This window comes from Streptomyces sp. NPDC005435 (assembly GCF_040703155.1).
GTDB lineage: Bacteria > Actinomycetota > Actinomycetes > Streptomycetales > Streptomycetaceae > Streptomyces.
Window position 1 is genome coordinate 22,992 of the sequence record NZ_JBEXEQ010000027.1, and the last position, 20,127, is coordinate 43,118.

The 20,127-nt window shown below is 71.3% G+C and carries 16 protein-coding genes; 12 read left to right on the top strand and 4 right to left on the bottom strand.

Going from position 1 to position 20,127, the window contains the following annotated elements; translation table 11 throughout:
- Positions 1-6: 6 nt before the first annotated feature.
- Positions 7-1,014 carry a LacI family DNA-binding transcriptional regulator gene (locus AB0898_RS28130; RefSeq protein ID WP_366805814.1) on the bottom strand — a complete coding sequence of 336 codons (1,008 nt, stop codon included), beginning with the start codon at positions 1,012-1,014 and terminating at the stop codon, positions 7-9.
- A gap of 156 nt (positions 1,015-1,170) precedes the next feature.
- Positions 1,171-1,770, bottom strand: a complete 600-nt coding sequence (locus AB0898_RS28135; protein ID WP_366805815.1) for a TetR/AcrR family transcriptional regulator — start codon at positions 1,768-1,770, stop codon at positions 1,171-1,173.
- Positions 1,771-1,854: 84 nt separating this feature from the next.
- On the opposite strand from AB0898_RS28135, the gene AB0898_RS28140 reads away from it, so the two are divergent.
- The 12 genes from AB0898_RS28140 to AB0898_RS28195 all read left to right on the top strand — a co-directional run bounded on the left by AB0898_RS28140 (position 1,855) and on the right by AB0898_RS28195 (position 15,573).
- The gene (locus tag AB0898_RS28140) at positions 1,855-3,390 is read left to right on the top strand and encodes an FAD-dependent oxidoreductase (RefSeq protein WP_366805816.1); all 1,536 of its coding nucleotides are present in this window, start codon (positions 1,855-1,857) and stop codon (positions 3,388-3,390) included.
- A gap of 139 nt (positions 3,391-3,529) precedes the next feature.
- Complete coding sequence (locus AB0898_RS28145) at positions 3,530-4,951, top strand: DEAD/DEAH box helicase (protein WP_366805817.1); 1,422 nt, start codon at positions 3,530-3,532, stop codon at positions 4,949-4,951.
- A 249-nt stretch (positions 4,952-5,200) separates the two neighbouring features.
- Positions 5,201-6,343, top strand: a complete 1,143-nt coding sequence (locus AB0898_RS28150) for a DNA gyrase subunit B (RefSeq protein ID WP_366805818.1) — start codon at positions 5,201-5,203, stop codon at positions 6,341-6,343.
- A gap of 221 nt (positions 6,344-6,564) precedes the next feature.
- Entirely contained in the window at positions 6,565-7,482 is a 918-nt protein-coding gene (gene ltnD, locus AB0898_RS28155; protein WP_407078424.1) for an L-threonate dehydrogenase, read from the top strand.
- 1 nt (position 7,483) lies between these two features.
- Positions 7,484-8,761 (top strand): 3-oxo-tetronate kinase, encoded by a 1,278-nt coding sequence (gene otnK, locus AB0898_RS28160; protein WP_366805820.1) that lies wholly within the window; start codon positions 7,484-7,486, stop codon positions 8,759-8,761.
- Positions 8,758-9,432 (top strand): aldolase, encoded by a 675-nt coding sequence (locus tag AB0898_RS28165; RefSeq protein WP_366805821.1) that lies wholly within the window; start codon positions 8,758-8,760, stop codon positions 9,430-9,432. Before otnK ends, AB0898_RS28165 begins: the two co-directional genes overlap by 4 nt.
- 66 nt (positions 9,433-9,498) lie before the next feature.
- Positions 9,499-10,803, top strand: a complete 1,305-nt coding sequence (locus AB0898_RS28170) for an MFS transporter (protein ID WP_366805822.1) — start codon at positions 9,499-9,501, stop codon at positions 10,801-10,803.
- 31 nt (positions 10,804-10,834) lie between these two features.
- Positions 10,835-11,638 (top strand): 2-oxo-tetronate isomerase, encoded by an 804-nt coding sequence (otnI, locus tag AB0898_RS28175; RefSeq protein WP_366805823.1) that lies wholly within the window; start codon positions 10,835-10,837, stop codon positions 11,636-11,638.
- Positions 11,635-12,690: a D-erythronate dehydrogenase gene (gene denD / locus AB0898_RS28180; protein ID WP_366805824.1), complete on the top strand. Its 1,056-nt coding sequence runs from the start codon at positions 11,635-11,637 to the stop codon at positions 12,688-12,690. The genes otnI and denD overlap by 4 nt, the downstream gene beginning before the upstream one ends.
- A 5-nt stretch (positions 12,691-12,695) precedes the next feature.
- Positions 12,696-13,454, top strand: a complete 759-nt coding sequence (locus AB0898_RS28185) for an FCD domain-containing protein (RefSeq protein WP_366805825.1) — start codon at positions 12,696-12,698, stop codon at positions 13,452-13,454.
- A 130-nt stretch (positions 13,455-13,584) separates the two neighbouring features.
- On the top strand, positions 13,585-14,943 hold the full coding sequence (locus tag AB0898_RS28190; RefSeq protein ID WP_366805826.1) for an aldehyde dehydrogenase family protein: 1,359 nt from the start codon (positions 13,585-13,587) through the stop codon (positions 14,941-14,943).
- A 150-nt stretch (positions 14,944-15,093) separates the two neighbouring features.
- Entirely contained in the window at positions 15,094-15,573 is a 480-nt protein-coding gene (locus AB0898_RS28195; protein WP_366805827.1) for a hypothetical protein, read from the top strand.
- Positions 15,574-15,631: 58 nt separating this feature from the next.
- Here the strand turns inward: AB0898_RS28195 and AB0898_RS28200 are convergent, their stop codons facing one another.
- On the bottom strand, positions 15,632-16,873 hold the full coding sequence (locus AB0898_RS28200; protein WP_366805828.1) for a cytochrome P450: 1,242 nt from the start codon (positions 16,871-16,873) through the stop codon (positions 15,632-15,634).
- Between the two features lie 189 nt (positions 16,874-17,062).
- Complete coding sequence (locus AB0898_RS28205) at positions 17,063-19,807, bottom strand: lectin (RefSeq protein WP_366805829.1); 2,745 nt, start codon at positions 19,805-19,807, stop codon at positions 17,063-17,065.
- Positions 19,808-20,127: the final 320 nt, after the last annotated feature.

The following is a 20,127-nucleotide window of genomic DNA, read 5'->3' on the forward strand; positions in this document are numbered from 1 at the left end:
TGGCGGCTAACGCCGGGGCGGCGGTGCCGTGGAGCCGCGCTGGACGAGCTTGGTGTCGAGCGTGATCCGGCGGGAGGCGCCGCCCTGGCCCTCGTCCTGGCCCAGCCGCTGGAGCAGCAGACGCATCGCGAGGACGCCCTGCTCGACCATGGGGCGATCGACGACGGTGAGCGGCGGGTTGAGCAGCGGGCCGGTGTCGAGGTCGTCGAAACCGATCACGCTGACCTGGTCGGGGATGCCGACGCGCATGTCGTGCAGCGCCTTCAGCGCCCCCAGGGTCATGAGGTTGTTGGCCGTGAACAGGGCCGTGGGCGGCTCGGCCGCGGACAGCAGGCGCAGCGTGAGCTGGTAGCCGCTCTCCTCCCGGAAGTCACCGATCAGGTCGAACTCCGGCAGGAGTTCCACGCCGGCCTCGGTCAGCGCCGCCACGAACCCCTCGCGGCGGTGCCGTCCGGGCGTCGTCTCCTGCTGGCCGCTGATGGCGGCGATCCGGGTGTGGCCGAGCGAGAGCAGATGGGAGGCCGCCTGCCGGCCGCCCTCGTGGTTGTTCACCAGCACGGCGTCGAAGTGCTCGCCGCCCGCCAGATCACGGTCCACGAACACCAGCGGCACGCCCGCGTCCCGGACATGCAGCGGTGTCTCGTCCTGCTCGGTCGCGGGGGCCAGGATCACCCCGTCGACCTGATGGACCATGTCGGAGAGCACGTCGTCCTCGCGCTCGCCGCTCTCGTCGCTGTTGGCGAGGAGGATGCGGTAGCCGCGGTCGCGCGAGGCCGACTCCATGCCCTTCACGACGGCCGCGAAGTACGGGTTGTTGATGTCGGGGACGACGACACCGATCGTCCGTGTCCGCCCGGACTTCAGCGACTGGGCGACGGCACTGGGCCGGTACCCCAGCGCGTCGATGGCCTCCTGGATCACCTCGGCGCTGCGCACGCGCTGCCCGCGCAGATGCCGGGAGACCGTGGCGGCGGAGACCCCGGCGCGGGCAGCCACATCATGGATGGTGCTCACAGAGGATCTCCCGTTTCGTCGCTGAAACCGTTGTCAGAGAACGATTGCAGTCAGGCGGGGAGGCGTCAATGAGCGGTGCGCGGATTTTTCAACCGGCGGGGTTTGCCCGGGTTTTGGGGTGTTCGCGGGTGGGTGTGGGGTGCGTGCGGCGGCCGGTCAGCGCTCGACGAGCGGCAGGAAGAGGTCGTCGACGATCGCCCGGATGCGCTCGCTCGGTACAGGTGCGAGCCGCATGAACAGGTCGTGTCTGACCAGGTCATAGGGCATGGCGAGCACGGCGGGAGGGGTGCGCTTCAGGTCGATCTCCCCCCGGTGCTCCGCGCGCTCGTAGATCGTCCTGACGCGTTCCGCCGCCTGTTGGCCGAAAATCCGCTCGCGCACCTGGGCGGGGCTGAGTCCGCTGCCGGCCAGCAGTCCCGACAGGCCCGCGCTCACGGTGGTGGTGAAGAACGCGGCGCGGTCCTGCCCCATGCCGGTGAGCGCCGCCAGCAGGTCGCCGCGCAGGCTGCCGGTGTCGGGCAGTTCGACGGGGTGGCTGTCGCGGTGGTGCCGGAGCGCCGCGAGGACCAGCTCGTCCTTGTTCGCCCAGCGGCGGTACAGCACGGCGACCCCCGTCTTGGCGCGGGCGGCGACGGACTCCATGGTCAGCTTCGCGAAGCCGGTGTCGGTCAGCTCGTGCCACGCGGCGTCCAGCAGGGCCGCCTCCAGGTCGGCCCCTCGGCGGCGCTGTGCGGGCTTGGCGGCCGGTGTGCTCATGCCGCCATCGTAAGAGAGGCTTGCGTCTCTTATCAATGACCCCGTATAAGAGATGCCAACCACTCTTATTGCGAGGGCGAGACCATGACGAAGTCCGAGCGGCCACCGAACGCCCCCACCGTGCTCATCGTCGGCGCGGGCCCGACCGGCCTCACGCTGGCCTGCGAACTCGCCCGCCGTGGCGTGTCGTTCCGGCTCATCGAGGCCGCCCCGGGACCGCAGCCCGGCTCGCGCGGCAAGGGCGTCCAGCCGCGCACCCTCGAAGCCTTCGAGAACCTCGGCGTCATCGACCACGTCCTCGCGCACGGCCGCCTGGCGATGCCGATGTGGTCGATCGCCCCGGACGGCCGGGTGACCTACGGCGGCGCGGTGCCCGAGTCGCTGGCGGACCGCCCCGACATCCCCTACGCCGCGAGCCTGATCACGCCCGAGTGGCGCGTCGAGGAGACGCTCAGGCTGCGGCTGGCCGAACTCGGCGGCGCGGTCGGGTTCGGCATGTCACTGGTGGACTTCGAGCAGTCCGACGACGGTGTGTCCGCACAGGTCATGGACGTGAAGGGCGACGTCACGACCGTCACCGCGCGGTGGCTGGCCGGCTGCGACGGCGGCCACAGCGTCGTCCGCAAGCGGGCCGCAATCGCCTTCGAGGGCGAGACCCGCGAAGAGGTGCGGATGATCGTCGCCGACGTCCGCGCCGACGGCGTCGACCCCGACGCCTGGCGCGTCTGGCGGCACGCGGAAGGCATCGTCGCGCTCTGCCCGCTGCCGTCGACCGACGTGTTCCAGTACCAGGCCAGTGTCGCGCCGGGCCAGGACGCGCGGCTCACGCTCGCGAACATGCAGGCGACGCTGGACCGGCGCACCGGCCGTACCGGCATCCGCCTCCACGAACCGGAGTGGTCCTCGCTGTGGCGGGCCAACATCCGCCTCGCCGGCCGCTACCGCGCGGGCCGCGTGTTCCTCGCCGGAGACGCCGCCCACATCCACTCACCGGCGGGCGGCCAGGGGATGAACACGGGCATCCAGGACGCGGTGAACCTGGGCTGGAAGCTCGCCGCGGTCACGCAGGGTGCCGACCCGTCCCTCCTCGACACCTACGAGTCCGAGCGGCGGCCGGTCGCGGCGCATGTGCTGGGCTTCTCGACCGCGCGGCTCGAACAGATGATGAAAGCGAACGGCATCCCGATCCGCCGGGACGCGAGCACGATCCAACTGGACATCGGTTACCGGGACTTGGCGCTCGCGCGCGACGACCGTGACGACAACGCCGTTCTGCGCGCGGGTGATCGGGCGCCGGATGCTCCCGGGCTGACGACAACGGGCGGCGAGCGAAGGCTGTTCGTCCTGATGCGCGGCGGGCGTTTCACGCTGCTGTGCTTCGGGGGCGCGGGCGGGGTGGCGTTCCCGCGAGACGTCGTCAGGACGCTTCGGGTCGTGGACGAGGTGGCTGACAGTGACGACGTCGCCGACACCGCCGGGCACCTGCGCCGGGCTTACGGGGCGAGTGATCGTACGCTCGTCCTCATTCGTCCGGACGGCTATGTGGGGGTTGTTTCGGACGCGGGGGACGCTTCGGTGGTGGGGGGATACCTGAGTGCGGTGTGCGGAGTCGCCGTATGACTCGGTGGCGGGTAGCCGGTGCCCGGTCGCCGTCGGCCGCGCGCTGGTAAAATGACCGTACGCTTCGAAACACACAGGGCCCGTGCCGACCAAGGCGCGGGCCCTGTCCGTTCGGGGTCACCAGCGAAGGAAGGTCCCCATGAACGCGAAGACGCCGAACCCCGGGCGGCACTCCGGTGCCGACGACAACGACCGCGCCGAGGTGCCGGAGAGCGTGGACCCGGCACCCGCCGGGACGACGCCGGGCCTGCCGCCGGTCGAGGCGTTCGCCGAGCTGGACCTGCCCTCGGAGCTGGTCCGCACGATGACCGAGCTGGCGGTGCGCGAGCCGTTCCCGATCCAGGCGGCCACCCTGCCGAACGCCCTCGCGGGGCGCGACATCCTCGGCCGGGCGCGCACCGGCTCGGGCAAGACGCTCGCCTTCGGTCTGCCGACGCTGGTCCGTACGGCGGGCCGGCGCGCCGACGCCAAGCGGCCCCTCGCCCTGGTCCTCGTACCGACCAGGGAGCTCGCGCAGCAGGTGACCGACGCCCTGACGCCGTACGCGGAGGTGCTCGGCGTCCGGCTGGCGACCGTGGTCGGCGGCCTGTCCATCGGGCGGCAGGCGGCGTCGCTGAAGACCGGGGCCGAGGTCGTCGTCGCCACCCCGGGACGGCTGACCGACCTGGTGTCCCGCCGGGACTGCCGCCTGGACCGCGTGGAGATCACGGTGCTGGACGAGGCGGACCAGATGTGCGACATGGGGTTCCTGCCCCAGGTCTCGGAACTCCTCGGCCAGGTGCGCCCCGAGGGGCAGCGGATGCTGTTCTCCGCCACGCTCGACCGCGACGTGGACCGCCTGGTCAAGGACCACCTCCACGATCCGGTCTTCGCCTCGGTCGACCGGCCGTCGGGATCGGTGACGACGATGGAGCACCACGTGCTCCTCGTCCACCCCGCCGACAAGCTCGCCACCGCCACCGAGATCGCCGCCCGCGACGGCCGGGTCCTGATGTTCCTGGACACCAAGGTCGCCGTGGACCGGTTCACCCGCCACCTGCGCGACAGCGGCATCCAGGCCGCCGCCCTGCACAGCGGCAAGTCGCAGCCCCAACGCACGCACACGCTGGGCAAGTTCAAGGACGGCGCGATCACGGTGCTGGTCGCCACCAACGTCGCCGCCCGCGGCATCCACGTCGACGACCTGGACCTCGTCGTCAACGTGGATCCCCCCGCCGACTCCAAGGACTACCTCCACCGCGGCGGCCGTACGGCCCGCGCGGGCGAGTCCGGCAGCGTCGTCACCCTGGTCACGCCCGGCGAGCGGCGCGAGGTGAACGCGATGATGTCGGAGGCCGGCATCCGCCCCACGGTCACCCCGGTCCGCTCCGGCGAGGCCAAGCTGACCGCCCTCACCGGCGCCCGGCGCGCTCCGTCGTCCACCCCCGCGAAGAACACCAACGCCCCCTTCCGCGGCATGGGCACCCGCCCGGGCCGCCCCGCCAAGGAGACCCGCAAGACCGCGGAGGCCCGCAAGCTCGCCGAAGCCCGGAGGGCGGCCCGGGCGCGCAAGTCCCGCTGACGACTCCACCCGGCCGGGTGGGAATCTCTTGGAATTCGTGGCCCTGCGGCCGTCCGGAACAGTGCCGCAGGCACCTCCCGGAGGGGCGCAGGCGGCCTCGCCGCGTCAGCGCGCACCCTTCCCGCCCACCGCTCCCGACGGCCCGTCAGGAGCCCGTCCGCAGCCTCGCCGCATCGGCTCTGACCTGGTGTTTTCCTGGAAATCCCCTAGGTTGGGAGAGCTCTGTCGGACACCCTCGGAGGGGGCATCATGAGCGAGGAATCCCCGGCGTACGACGCCAGTGCGATCGTGGTTCTGGAGGGGCTGGAGGCCGTTCGGCAGCGGCCCGGCATGTTCATCGGATCGGTCGGTGAACGCGGCCTGCGCTACCTGGTGCTCGAAGCCGCCGAGCGGGCGCTGAACGAGGTCCTCGGCGGCACCGCCGGCCATGTCGGGATCACCCTCACCCCCGACGGCGGCATCCGCGTAGCCGACGACGGTACGGGCCTTGCGGTCGGGTACGCGGGGCACGGTGACGGCCCCTCGCTGGAGAGCCGGCTGACGCAGCTCTGGTGTGGGACGCCGTCCACCGACCGGCGCTCGCTGTTCGGCGGCTCCTTCGGCGTGGGACTGGCCGCCGTCAACGCCCTGTCGAGCCGCCTGACGGCAGAGGTACGGCGCGACGGCGCCTGCTGGGTCCTGGAGTACGAGCGCGGCGTGCCGGTCGGAGTGCCCACCCGTACCGGTCCGGCCGACGACAGCGGAACCGTGATCACCTTCCGGCCCGACGCCGAGATCTTCGAGACGCTGGAGCTCTCGTTCGACGCACTGGCCGAGCGCTTCAGGGAACTGGCCTTCCTGAACCGCGAGTTGGACATCACCGTGACGGACGACCGCGACCCCGCGGCGCCCCGGTCCCTTCACTTCCGCTTCCCGGGCGGCCCGGGGGACCGCGTCGCGCGGCACAGTGCCCCGCTCCACCCGGACGTGATCGGCTTCGAGCACGAGTACGCCGAGATGGCGGGAACCGTGGAGGTGGCCCTGCGCTGGTGCGACCGCCGCGACGAACGGATCGCGAGCTACGCCAACAGCCTGCCGACCACCGACGGCGGCACACACGAACTCGGCTTCCGGGACGGCCTGGCCGCCGCGCTCACCGCCTGTGCCCGGGAGCGGCGGCTGCTCGGCCCGTCCGACCCCGGCTTCACCCCCGCCCGGCTGGGCGCGGGCCTGACCGCGATCGTGTCGGTGAAGCTCGACCGGCCCGAGCTGGAGGGGCCGATTCGCGGCCGGCTGGGCAACGCGCCCGTCCGCGCCTGCGTCACCGAGGCCGTCCAGGAGCACCTGACCGCCTGGCTCCGCGCCAACCCGGCGCAGGCGACGACCATCCTCGGCCGGGTCGGCCGCCCCTGACGGCGGCACACCGAAGACGCCGAAGACACCGAAGACGCCGAAGCCCAGGCCGGGGTTTGATCCCGGGCCTGGGCTTCGGTCATGCCCGAGTGAGTGATTATGTGACCGGCATCACAGCGCATCAACTCTCATCATCAGGTCATCATATGACCAGATCGTAGGCGAAGGGGCCCGGCAGGGAAGGGCGCCCGGGCGGCCACAGCGAGACGAGGATGTTGCGCGTGAACGACCAGGAAAGGTCCGCCCCGCCCCGCGTGGGCGTGGTGGGACTCGGGGCCATGGGGCTCGGGATGGCACGGAGTCTGCGGAACGCGGGGTACGAGGTCGGGGTCCACGACCTGCGGCCCGAAGTGGCCGCCGGCTTCGCCCGCGAGGGCGGCACGGCCTTCCCGACCCCCGGTGAACTCGCCGCGACCGTCGATGTCCTGGTCGGCGTCGTCGTCAACTCGGCCCAGACCGAACAGGTGTTGTTCGGTGCGGGCGGTGCCGCCGGGCGACTGCGGCCGGGAGCCGTGTTCGTGATGTGCTCCACCATCGACCCCGCCGAGTCCGCCGAACTCGACAGCAGGCTGGCCGAGTTGGACGTGCTCTATCTGGACGCCCCCGTCTCCGGCGGCGCCGTCCGCGCGGCGGCCGGAGAGCTGACCATGATGACCTCCGGCTCCCCGGAGGCGTACGCCGTCGCCGATCCCGTCCTGGACGCGATGAGCGCGACCGTGCACCGGCTGGGCGCGAGCGCCGGGCTCGGTTCCAAGGTCAAGGTCGTCAACCAGCTGCTCGCCGGCGTCCACATCGCCGCGGCCGCCGAGGCGATGGCGCTGGGCATCAGGGCCGGTATCCCGGCCGGGACGCTGTACGAGGTCATCACCCACAGCGCGGGCAACTCGTGGATGTTCGAGAACCGCATGGCGCATGTGCTCGCCGGTGACTACACGCCCCTTTCCGCCGTCGACATCTTCGTCAAGGACCTCGGTATCGTGCTCGACTCCGCCCGCCCCGAGCGCTTCCCGCTGCCGCTCGCCGCCACCGCCCACCAGATGTTCCTCCAGGCGGCGGCCTCGGGCCTGGGCGGCGAGGACGACAGCGCGGTCATCAAGATCTTCCCCGGAGTCGACCTGCCGAAGCCGGAGGAGAGCTGACATGGGCATCCGGCTCGGTGCCATCGCCGACGACTTCACCGGCGCCACCGACCTGGCGAACAACCTCGTGCGCGCGGGCATGCGCGTGGTCCAGCTCATGGAGGTACCCGAAGACGGCGCCGAGGCTGTCGCGCCGGACGCGGACGCCGTCGTCATCGCGCTCAAGTCCCGTACCGTTCCCGCCGCGGAGGCGGTCGCTGCCTCCCTGCGCGCGCTGGCGTGGCTGCGGAACGCGGGCGCCGAGCAGATCTACTTCAAGTACTGCTCGACCTTCGACTCCACCCCCGCCGGGAACATCGGACCGGTCGCCGAGGCCCTGATGGACGCGCTGGGCACCGGCTTCACGGTGGCCACCCCGGCCTTCCCGGACAACGGGCGCACCGTCTTCAAGGGCCATCTCTTCGTGGACGACGTCCTGTTGAGCGAGAGCGGCATGCGGAACCATCCGCTGACGCCGATGACCGACTCCAACCTGGTCTCCGTGCTCGGCGCCCAGACCACACGTCCCGTCGGGCTCATCGACCACACGGTCCTCGCGGCCGGCGCGGACGCGGTGCGGACCCGTATCGCCGAACTCCGGTCCGCAGGGGTCGCGTTCGCCGTCGTGGACGCCGTCTCCAACGACGACCTGCTGCGCCTCGGCGAGGCCGTGCGCGAGCTCCCGCTGGTGACCGCCGGTTCGGGCCTGGCCATCGGACTCCCCGCGAACTGGGGCATCCAACCGTCCACGGCCGCAGCCGAGTTGCCGCCCGCCGGCGGGTACCGGGCCATCGTCTCCGGCTCGGTCTCCACGGCCACGAACGGCCAGGTCCGCGCGTTCCTGGACAGCGGACGCCCCGCCTTCAGCGTGGACCCGCTGCGCATCGCCGCCGGCGAGGACGTGGCCGGTGCGGCGCTCGCCTTCGCCGACGCCCATCTGGCCGACGGACCCGTCCTCGTCCACTCCACCGAGGCGCCCGACGCCGTACGCGGGGTGCAGAGCAGGCTCGGCGCCGCCGAGGCCGGTGAGCTGGTGGAACGCACCCTGGCCGAGGTGGCGCGGGGACTCGTGGCGCGCGGAGTGGGGCGGCTCGTCGTCGCCGGGGGCGAGACCTCGGGCGCCGTCGTCCAGGCGCTCGGTATCACCGGGCTCAGGATCGGCCCGCAGATCGACCCCGGTGTGCCGTGGTGCGCGGCGGTACTGCCCGACGGAGGGACACTCCATCTCACCCTGAAGTCGGGGAACTTCGGAAGCCCGGACTTCTTCACCGCCGCGTTCGCCCTGCTGGACGCGTCATGACGGAAGCCATGACCGACCCCGTCGAGGAGGCCCGGCGCGAGATCGTCCGCGTGGGCACGAGCCTGTTCGCGCGCGGCTACGTCCATGCCAGTGCGGGCAACATCAGCGCCCGGGTCGGTGACTCCCACCTGATCACCCCGACCGACGCGGCCCTGGGCTTCCTCGACCCGGCCCGACTCGCGCTGGTCGACGCACAGGGCGAGCAGCGCGCGGGCGACCGCGCCAGCAAGACCCTCACCTTGCACCGCCGCGTCTACGCCGCCGACCCCACTGCCCGCTTCATCGTCCACACCCACTCCACGCACCTGGTCGGACTGACCCTGGCCGGGGTGTGGAGCCAGGAGGATGTACTCCCGCCGATCACGCCGTACTACGTGATGAAGGTCGGGCACGTCCCGCTCGTCCCCTACCACCGGCCCGGCGACCCGCGCGTGGCCGACCTGGTGACCGCCCGCATCGCCGAACGCGCCGCGCGCGGCACGCCGATCAGGGCCGTGCTGCTCGACCGGCTCGGCCCGGTCGTCTGGGGGCCCGACGCGGCCTCCGCCCTCGCCGTCCTCGAAGAACTCGAAGAGACGGCACGCCTGTGGCTGCTCACCGGCCGCCGGCCCGCACCGCTCGCGGAACCCGAACTCGCCGAACTGCGCTCCGTGTTCGGCGCGCGCTGGTGAACCGGTCCGCCCCGGCACCCGTTCCCCCGTCCCCAGAATCCCCCTGAGCCGCTCTAAGGATTCGCCATGTCGCTCCCGACGGTCGCCACCGAAGCCGACCTCACCCGTGAGAACGCCGTCTTCCGCAAGGTGGTCCGGCGTATCGTCCCCTTCCTCGTCCTCTGCTACATCGTCTCCTACCTCGACCGCGTGAACGTCGGCTTCGCCAAGCTCCAGATGTCCGACGACCTGGGATTCAGCGAGGCGTCGTACGGCCTGGGCGCCGGGCTGTTCTTCATCGGGTACTTCCTCTTCGAGGTCCCCTCGAACCTGCTGCTCCAGCGCGTCGGCGCCCGCACCTGGATCGCCCGCATCATGATCAGCTGGGGCCTGGTCTCGGCGGCGTTCGTGTTCGTCGCCGACGAGACGACGTTCTACGTACTCCGGTTCCTGCTCGGCGCGGCCGAGGCCGGGTTCTACCCCGGCGTCATCCTGTACTGCACCTACTGGTTCCCGTCCCACCGCAGGGCCCGCGTCATCGCGATGTTCATGTCGGCGATCCCCGTGGCGGGCATCTTCGGCAACCCGCTCTCCGGCTGGATCCTGGACGCCTTCCACGGCACGGCCGGCTGGCAGGGGTGGCAGTGGATGTTCGCGCTGGAGGCACTCCCGGCGCTCGTCGTCGGTGTGGTCACGCTGTTCTACCTCGACAACGGGGTGCGGGACGCGAAGTGGCTCAGCGACGAGGAGAAGGCCGTCGTGGAGCGGGCACTCGTCGAGGACACGGCGCACCAAAGTGTCCACGGCAAGGTCTGGGACGGCTTCCGCGACCCCAAGGTGTGGCTGATGAGCCTCATCTACTTCTGCTTCGTGATGGGCCAGTACGCGCTGACGTTCTGGATGCCGACCTTCGTGGAATCCACCGGCATCAAGGGCAACCTGGCCATCGGCGTGCTCAGTTCGGTGCCGTTCCTGGCCGCGCTGGTCGCCATGAACCTGTTCGGACGCTCGGCCGACCGGCGCCGGGAACGCCGCTGGCATCTGGTGATCCCGAGCCTCATGGGTGCCGTCGGCTTCACCCTGGCCGCCTCCTGGTCGGGCTCGACCGCGCTGTCCCTGATCGCCCTGTCCTTTGCCGCGGCCGGCGTCCTGACCTGCGCCCCGCTGTTCTGGTCCCTTCCCACCGCCTTCCTCGGCGGCACGGCGGCCGCGGCCGGGCTCGCCCTCATCAACTCGGTGGGAAACCTGGCCGGTTTCGTCAGCCCGTACATGATCGGCGCGCTCAAGGACGGCACCGGCTCGGCGTCCATACCGATGTACGTGCTGGCGCTCAGCCTGGTCGTGGGCGCCGCGGCCGTACTCACCACCAAGAAGGACGTCGTCAACCGCTGACCGGCGCCCCACCGGCGTCATGGGAGTGACCATGCCGAGGTTCGCAGCGAACCTGTCCATGATGTACACCGAGCAGCCGTTCCCGGCCCGCTTCGCCGCGGCCTCGGCGGACGGCTTCGAGGCCGTCGAATACCTCTTCCCGTACGCGTACGACACCGCCGAATTGCACCGCCTGCTGGACGACCACGGGCTGCGGCAGGTGCTGTTCAACGCCCCGCCCGGCGACTGGGATGCGGGTGAGCGCGGTACTGCCGCACTGCCCGGACGGGAGGCGGAGACGCGGGCCGGGATCGACCGGGCGCTGGAGTACGCGGCCGCGCTGGACTGCCCGCGCGTGCATGTGATGGCCGGACTCCTGCCGGCCGGAGCCACACCCGCCGAGACGGCCCGGCACCGCGACACCTACCTCGCCCACCTCGCCCATGCCGCCGAGCGGGCCGCCCCGGCCGGAGTGGACATCCTCATCGAGCCCATCAACCACCGTGACATGCCGGGCTACTTCCTCAACCGCCAGGCCGAAGCACACGCCGTCGTCCAGGAGTTGGGCGCCGACAACGTCAAAGTCCAACTGGACCTCTACCACTGCCAGATCACCGAGGGCGACCTCACCACCGCCCTGCGCCGGGACCTGCCGACCGGCCGCGTCGGACATCTCCAGATCGCGGGCGTGCCCGACCGCCACGAGCCCGACGCGGGCGAACTGAACATCGGCCATCTCTTCGGTGTCATCGACGAGTTGGCCTTCGCGGGATGGATCGGCTGCGAGTACCGCCCCCGCGCCGGGACGAGCGAGGGGCTCGGCTGGCTGCACGACTACCGAGGAGCACACGCATGAGGATCGTCATCACCGGTGGCTTCGGCTTCCTTGGCCGCCAGGTGGCCGAACGGCTCCTGGAGACACGCACGTTCAGGGGCGTACCCGTGGAACGGCTTGTGCTGGCCGACCTGTTCGTGCCGGACGCCTCACCGCTCACCGCAGACCCGCTCGTGGAGGCCGTACGAGGTGATCTGACCGAGCGGCTGGGCGAGTTGTTCGCCGAACCCGTGGACGCGGTGATCCACCTCGCCTCCGCCGTGTCGGCCGAGTGCGAGGCCGACTTCGACCTCGGCATGGCCGCGAACGTGGACACCACCCGCGCCCTGCTCGAAGCCGCCCGCGCCCAGGCGGCCGCCGGAGGACCGGTCGTACGGCTGCTGTTTTCCAGCAGCGTCGCGGTGTACGGCCCGGACCCGGCGCTGCCGCTGCCCGGAGTGGTCAGCGAGGCGACCCTGCCGACCCCGCGCTCCAGCTACGGCGTGCAGAAGTTCGTCTGCGAGCAGCTCGTCGCCGAGTACACGCGCCGGGGCTTCGTGGACGGGCGCGTGGCCCGGCTGATGACCGTGTCGGTGCGGCCGGGCAGGCCGAACGCGGCCGCGTCCGGCTTCCTGTCCGGGATCGTCCGCGAACCCCTGGCCGGGCTGCCGGCCGTCTGCCCCGTCGATCCCGCCCTGCGGGTGGCCCTGGCCTCGCCCCGGCGCACGGTCGCGGGCATCCTGCGGATCGCGGAGCTGGAACGCGGCGAAGGGCCCGGCCTGCTCGACGGGCGGCTCCCGGTCAACCTGCCCGCGCTCACGGTCTCGGTCGCGGAGATGCTCCGGACGCTGCGCCGGGTGGCCGGGGACGCGGTCGCCGACCTGGTGACGGTCGCTCCCGAGCCCGCCGTGGAGGCCATCGTGGGCTCCTGGCCCGCCGACTTCGACAACGCGCGCGCCGCCACGCTCGGCCTCGCGGCCGACCCGGACTTCGAGTCGGTCGTCCGGGAATACCTCGCCGACCACGCCGACGCGGTGACCGCCGTCACCGCGCTCGGGGCGGGGCCGGCCGCAGAGCACCGGTCGATAGACTGAAAAGCATGTTTTCCAAGGTGAGCGGTCCGATACGGCTCGCGGACCAGGTCGCCGCGATCCTCGCGGAGGAGATCGAGTCCGGGCGGCTCGCCGAGGGCGACAAACTGCCGACCGAGGTCGCGCTGGTCCAGCAGCTGGGCGTCAGCCGGACGGTCATCCGCGAGGCGGTGTCCCGGCTGCGCAACGCGGGCCTGGTCGAGCCGCGCCAGGGCCTCGGCGTCTTCGTCCTGCCCCGGCGCGCCCGGCCGCTCGACCTGGAGGCGGAGTCGCCCGGCACCAAGTCCAGGGTGCTCCAGACGGTGGAGGTCCGCGCCGCGCTGGAAGGGGAGGCGGCCGCCCTCGCGGCGACCCGTGCCACGCCGGACGACTTCGCCCGGATGCGCGGGGCGCTCGACGCGCTGGACGCGGCGGTCGCCGCCGACGGCGACGGCGTGGACGAGGACCTCGCCTTCCACCGCTCCATCGCGGAGTCCACCGGCAACCCGGTCCTCCTCTCGACCGTGCGCTACCTGGGCGAGGTCGCCCGCGGCGGCATCCGCGTCACCCGCGCCAACGAGGCCCGCCGCAGCGACTTCATCGAGGCGGTGCGCCAGGAGCACCACGCCATCCTGGCCGCCGTCGAGGCCCGCGACCCCGAAGCCGCCCGGGCCGCCGCCCGTCTCCACCTCCGCCACGCCGCCGCCCGCCTCCAGGACGCGGACGACCGGTTCTGGACCGAGAACGACGGGCTGGACGTACGGCTGGGGCCGGGGTCCGGCACCTGACGCGGCGCGCGGCGCGCGCCCTCTCGCGTACGCGCCGTGATCCGGATGATGCGCCGTGATCCGGATCGTGCGGCGTGATCTGGATCATTCCGGGCAATCCGCGGAATGTATCCGGCCACCTGAAAGGTTGGTGTTTACATCTGTCAGTCGAGAACGCGAGGCACCCGTGAACCACGCCCCCACCGAGCAGGCCGCCGAAACCGTCGCCAGGCTGCGCAGCACGTTCCGCACCGGCCGGACCAAGTCCGTCGAGTGGCGCACCGAGCAGCTGCGCCGGCTGCGCGCGATGCTCACCGAGCACGGCACCGACCTCGCCGCCGCCCTCCACGCCGACCTGGGCAAGAGCGCCACCGAGGCCCGCCGCACGGAGATCGACTTCACCGTCCGCGAGATCGACCACACCCTGGAGCATCTGGAGGAGTGGCTGCGTCCCGAGCCGGCCCCGGTCCCCGCGCACCTCGGCGACGACGCCACGGCCTGGACGCAGTACGACCCGCTCGGCGTCGTCCTCGTCATCGCCCCCTGGAACTACCCGGCCCAGCTGCTGCTCGCCCCCATGGTCGGCGCGCTCGCCTCGGGCAACGCGGTCGTGGCCAAGCCGAGCGAGCTGGCGCCCGCGACCTCGGCCGCGCTGGCCGAGCTGATCCCCGCCTACCTCGACACCGACGCGGTCGCCGTGGTCGAGGGCGGCATCCCGGAGACCACGGCCCTGCTGGCCGAGCGCTTCGACCACATCTTCTACACCGGCAACGGCACGGTGGGCCGCGTCGTGATGCGCGCGGCGGCCGAGCACCTCACCCCGGTCACGCTCGAACTCGGCGGCAAGTCACCGGCGTTCGTCGACCGGGACACCGACCTCGACGTGGTCGCCGACCGGCTGGCCCGGGGCAAGTTCCTCAACGCGGGACAGACCTGCGTCGCCCCCGACTACGTCCTCACCGACCCGGAGACCGCCCCCGCCCTGGAGGCCGCCCTCGTCCGCGCGGTCGAGGGCATCTACGGCACCGACCCGGCGGCGTCGCCGGAGTACAGCCGCATCGTCAACGAGCGCCATTTCGACCGCCTTTCGGGACTGCTCGGCTCCGGCCGGGTGGCGGTCGGCGGGGAGAGCGACCGTACGGACAAATACATCGCGCCGACCGTCCTGGCCGACGTCGCCCCCGACGCGCCCGTGATGCGGGAGGAGATCTTCGGCCCCATCCTCCCGATCGTCACCGTGCCGGACCTGGACGCGGCGGTGGACTTCATCAACGACCGTGACAAGCCTCTGGCGTTGTACGTCTTCACCGATTCCGCTGCCACCCGCGACCGCATCGCCGCCGAGACCTCCTCCGGCGGCCTCGGTCACGGCCTGCCGCTGGCCCACCTCACCGTCTCCGACCTTCCCTTCGGCGGTGTGGGAGAGAGCGGCATGGGCAACTACCACGGCCGCTACTCGCTGGAGACCTTCAGCCATCGCAAGGCGGTGCTGTCCAAGCCGCTGGGCTGAGTGGCTGGGCTGAGTGGTCGAGTGGTCGAGTGGCCGAGCGGCTGAGCGGCAATTTCACAGGGCCGCCGATGCGCTGACACGGCCGGTGAATGACACTAGCTTCCCTCCTGAGCCCATGCCCAAGCATGGGCGAAAGGGGAGGAACTGATCATGGCATCCAAGAAACCGCTGCCCACACGACTGGGCAGGGCGGCGGCCGCGGTGACGGCGATGGCGTTCGTCGCGGTCCTGGGCTCGGCCACCACCGCGAGCGCCGGGGCGAGTTGCAGCATCGCGGGCTGCTCGTCCTCGGTGAACGACACCTCTCTGGGGGCGACGGCGCTGAAGAACTGGTGTCGCGGCGGCGACAGCACCGGCGCGTGGACGGCCACCCAGCCGACCTGCAAGAGCGACAACGTCGCGCAGACCACGTACTACCTCTCCTCGGGCGGGGGCCACACCCCCTACAGCGAGGACTGGGACACGCTGCGGATCGACGCCGGCTGGTGCTACAAGGTCAAGTTCGTCATCGACCTCGCCCCCGACTTCACCAAGACCTACGACCGCCGCGGCACGTCGGCCGCCTATGTGAAGGCGGCCGACAACGCGGACGCCCATGTCATCGGCCAGAGCTCCAGCTCCTGCCCGTGACCTCGCGAATCCGGGGGTACGACCGGCTCCCCGCGCGGTCGTACCCCCGCCGCGCTGATCAGGCGTCCAGCCGCACCGGGATCTCCTGCCACCCGAGGGCGATGAAGGACGGGACCTGACGCAGCTCGTCCCGGCGGAAGGCCGGCGTCAGACCGGGGAAGCGTTCGAACAGCGCGGGAAGCGCCGTCCGGGCCTCCAGGCGGGCCAGCGGCGCGCCGATGCAGCGGTGCACTCCGATACCGAACGCCAGGTGGTCGTCGGCCCCGCGCGCCGCGTCGAAGGCGTGCGCGTCGTCGCCGTAGTGCGCCGGGTCGAGCCCCGCGGCGGCGTACGTCGTGATGATGGCGTCCCCGGCCGCAATGGTGACCTCCCCGACCGTCAGGTCCTCGACCGCGTAACGCAACGGCAGTGAGGCGATGGAGGGTTGCACCCGGAGCGTCTCGTCGATCACCGCGTCCCAGGAGATCTCGCCGACGCGTACGGCGGCCAGTTGCGCGGGGTCGTCCAGCAGGGCGACGACCGCGTTGCCGATGAGGTTGACCGTCGTCTCGAACCCGGCGCCGATCACCAGCAGCAGCGTGTACAGCAGTTCCTCGTCGCTGAGCCGGTCACCGTCCTCGTTGCGCACCCGGATCAGCTCCGTGGTCATGTCGTCGCCCGGATGCCCGGTCTTGTACGCGATCAGACCGCCCAGGACGGTCCCGATCCGCTCCTGCACGAAAGCCGTGTGCTCGGGGCCCGGGTCGGAGGTGTCCATGATGGCCGCGATGAGACCGGCGACGTCCGGCCGCAACTCCGGTGGCACACCGAACAGTTCACAGATCATGCGCATCGGCAGCTCGTGCGCGAACAGCCGCTTGACGTCCACGGTCCGGCCGTCCGTACCCGCGTCCGCCACGGCGTCGAGCAGCTCGGCCGTGATCGCCTCCACGCGCGGGCGCATCGCCTCGGTGCGTTTGTGCGTGAAGCTCGGCGCCACCAGCTTGCGCAGCCGCGCGTGTTCGGTGCCGTAGGTGGTGAACATGTTGACGACACCCACCCAGCCCAGCACCCAGCCCCAGGAGGGGTGTTGGCCGATCTCGGGCCACAGCCGCCAGTGCCGCCGGGGGTCCTTGCTGACCCGGGGATCCAGGATCAGGTCCTTGAGGACGTCGTAGCCGGTCGGGGCCCAGGCCGGTATGCCGCCGGGCAGTTCGACGGGGACGACCGGGCCGAGGGAGCGCAACTTCGCGATCTCGGCGGGGATGTCGGCGCCGAAGGGGTCGATGACGGCGCGGGCGACGGGATCGCTGATGGTCACGGTGACTCTCCAGAGGGCGAGGACGTCGGCGCGGCGATTGTCGTTCTCGGGTGCGGAGCGAACAGGTTATGCACCAACTCTGCTGTGCCGTAGGCCCCTTACAGATCTTGCACAACCGGAAACGCCTTCGCCCCGTCCTCTTCGGACAGGGCGAAGGAGCCGTGCTTCATGGAACCTCGCGGGTGGGACTCAGGCAGCCGGGAGCGTCCACTTCTGTGCCGCCGTCCCGTTGCAGCCGTAGATCTGCAACCGGGTGCCCTCCGCCGTGGCGGAGTTGGGATCGTCCAGGCACAGACCGGAGTTGGTGTTCCTCAGCGAGCCGTCCGAACCGGCCGTCCACGCCTGTGCGCCGGTGCCGTTGCAGGCGTAGAGCTGGACGAGAGTGCCGTTGGTGGTCCCGCTGTTCGTCACGTCGAGGCACTTGCCGAGCGTGCGCAAGGTGCCGTCCGGGGCGACCGTCCAGTCCTGGGCGTACGTGCCGTTGCAGGACCAGAGCTGGATCGCCGTGTGGTCCGCCGTACCGGAGTTGGCGTCGTCCACGCAGAGCGAGGAACCGACACCCGCCTTCACCGGACCCACCCTGGGCTTGGCCGGCGCCGAGGTGTCACCGGGGTACGACGGGGGAGCGGCGGAAGTCCCGCTCGCCCAGCCGGTGTTGGCGGTGGTGCCCAGCGTGAAGCCGAGGGTGCCGCCCGAAGTGAGCGCGGACGCCGGGGCGTAGGCGTTGTTCCACGCGGAGCCGTTGAACGTCGCGGACTGCACGTAGGGCGCGTTGTCCGCCGCACCGATGCCGTTGACCGTGAGCGTCTTCCCCGAGGGCAGCGTGACCTGGGCCTGCGGGAACAGCGGTGAACCGAGGGCGAGATCGGACGTGCCCGGCGTCATGGGGAACATGCCGAGCGCCGACCAGACGTACCACGCGCTCATCGCACCGAGGTCGTCGTTGCCGTCGGCGAGGCCCGCGGGGGAGTTGGACCAGATCTGGTCCTGCACCGCGCGCACGGTCGCCTGGGTCTTGTACGGCATGCCGATGTAGTCGTATTCCCACGGCAGTTCGATGCTCGGCTCGTTGCCGACCCAGGCGTAGCCGTTCGCGCCGGTGTAACTGCGCAGCACGGTGTCGAGGTAGTCCCCCATCACCTTGTTGCCGCCCTTGGCGGTGGCGAGCCCGGCGACGTTGAACGGCACCATGCCCGTGTAGATCCAGGAGTCGGCCTCCACCATGTCGGTCCCGCTGGTGGGGTCGAATCCGCCGGTCCAGGTGCCGTTGGCGTTGCGCGGCTGGACGAAGCCGGAGGCCGGGTTGAGGACGTTGCGCCAGTCCTGCGCGCGGTGGGCGTACGTCTTCTGGCTCTGGGTGTCGCCGAGGGCGCCCGCGAAGGCGGAGAGGGCGAAGTCGGCGGTGTCGTACTCCAGGGTGGTGGCGACGGGGCCGTAGAAGTTGCAGCAGCCGTAGCTGCCGTCGTGGGGCTCGTAGCCCGGGTTGTCGAGGTAATTCAGGCCCGGGCGGTCGTTGTTCGTGGTGCTCGCCTGCTTCAGCAGCCCGTTGAGCGCCGCCGAGGTGTCGAAGTCCCGCGCGCCGAAGGCGTAGTAGTCGGCGATGATCGCGGCGGCCGGGTCACCGACCATGACGTAGGACTCCCCGTTGTTCTCCGACCACTTGGGGAAGATCCCGGTCTGCTGGTAGTCGTCGACCATCGACTGGGCGGTGTCGGAGGCCACTTGGGGACTGACCAGCGCCTCCAGCTGGGCCTGGGAGCGGTAGATGTCCCAGCCGGAGTAGTTGGCGTACGCGGCCCGGTGCCCGGAGTCCACCGTGTGCGTCCTGCCATCGAAGCCGAAGTACTGGCCGTTGGTGTCACTGATGACGTTCGGGTGCAGAAGCGAGTGGTAGAGCGCGGTGTAGAAGATCTTCTGCTGGTCCGAGGTCCCGCCGCCGATCAGCACCTTGCCGAGCGCCGCGTCCCAGGCGTCGTGCGCCGAGGTGCGCACGGCATCGAAGTCCCAATTCGGGTTCTCCGACGTGCGGTTGGCGGCCGCGTTGGCGACGGACACGTAGGAGACGCCCACCTTGGCCTGGACGACCTGGTTCGAGCTGGTGTCGAAGGTGACATGGGCGTTGGACGCGGCGGCCTTGGGGGCGGCATCGCCCTTGGCGGCCGCCTTGGGCCCGGTGCCGTGCAGACGTGGTTGGTTGGGGCGGTCCGCCGCGTTCTTCCCGGCCCGCTTCGCGCTCGGCGCCGGCTGCTTCGACTGCGGCGCGAGCGAGCTGCCGCTGGTGGCGAACGGCCGGTCGAAGACCATGTCGAAGTAGACGGTGTAGCTGTTCCCGGCCCCGCAGAACCTGCCGCTCGTGACCTGGCCGCTGACCTCGGTGCTGGAGACGACGTTGAACTGCGTCGAACTGCCGCCGTTCTGGCTGCCGTTCAGCTTGAAGAGCAGATTCGCCTGAGTGGTCGCCGGGAAGGTGAAGCGCGCCATGCCGCTGCGCGTGGTGGCGGCCAGCTCGGTGGTCACCTTGTTGTCGAGCGCGACCTTGTACGAGCCCGCCGTGGCCGACTCGTTGGCGTGCGAGAAGGAGTCCGTGGCCGAGTTGGCGACCGCGCCGACCGTCGGCAGCACCGGCACGTCACCCGCAGCGCCGCAGCCGGGCCCGGCGATGTGCGTGAGGCTGAACCCGGTGATCGAGGAGTCCTTGTACTCGTACCCGCCGCCCGGCGGCCGCGAGGTGGTGTCCGGGCTCCACTGCACCATGCCGAAGGGCACGTCCGCGCCGGGGAAGTCGTTGGCGTCGTTGGACGTGCCGATGAACGGGTTGACCAGGTCGGCCGGATGGGCCACGAGGTCGGCGGGGCGCGCGGAGGCGGCCACCGCGGCGGGCGCGGGCAGCGCGTACGCGCCGAACAACGCGGCCCCGGCCACGGCACCGAGCACCGCGTACCCCCGACGCGACCGGGACGACCGCCGCCCGGGCGGGGCGCTCCGGTGTCTGCTGAACAACGAGATCCCGATCATCGCGATGTGCCTCCTGGGGTGTGGGGGAGGGGTGGGCTCGACGCGGTTCCTGGATGAGGGTGACAACGTTGTCTCGGGGGTGAACGGGTCTTCCTGGCCAAGGGAGTCGGGCTCGTTCGGGGTGCACGGGCGACGACTTGTCGCGGCGGAGGGCAAGGCGGCTCGTGCGGCTCGTGCGATTCGTGCGGAGGGTGGCGCCGGGGGTGCCGGTGGGCGCCGAAACGCTGTCGCACCGTAGC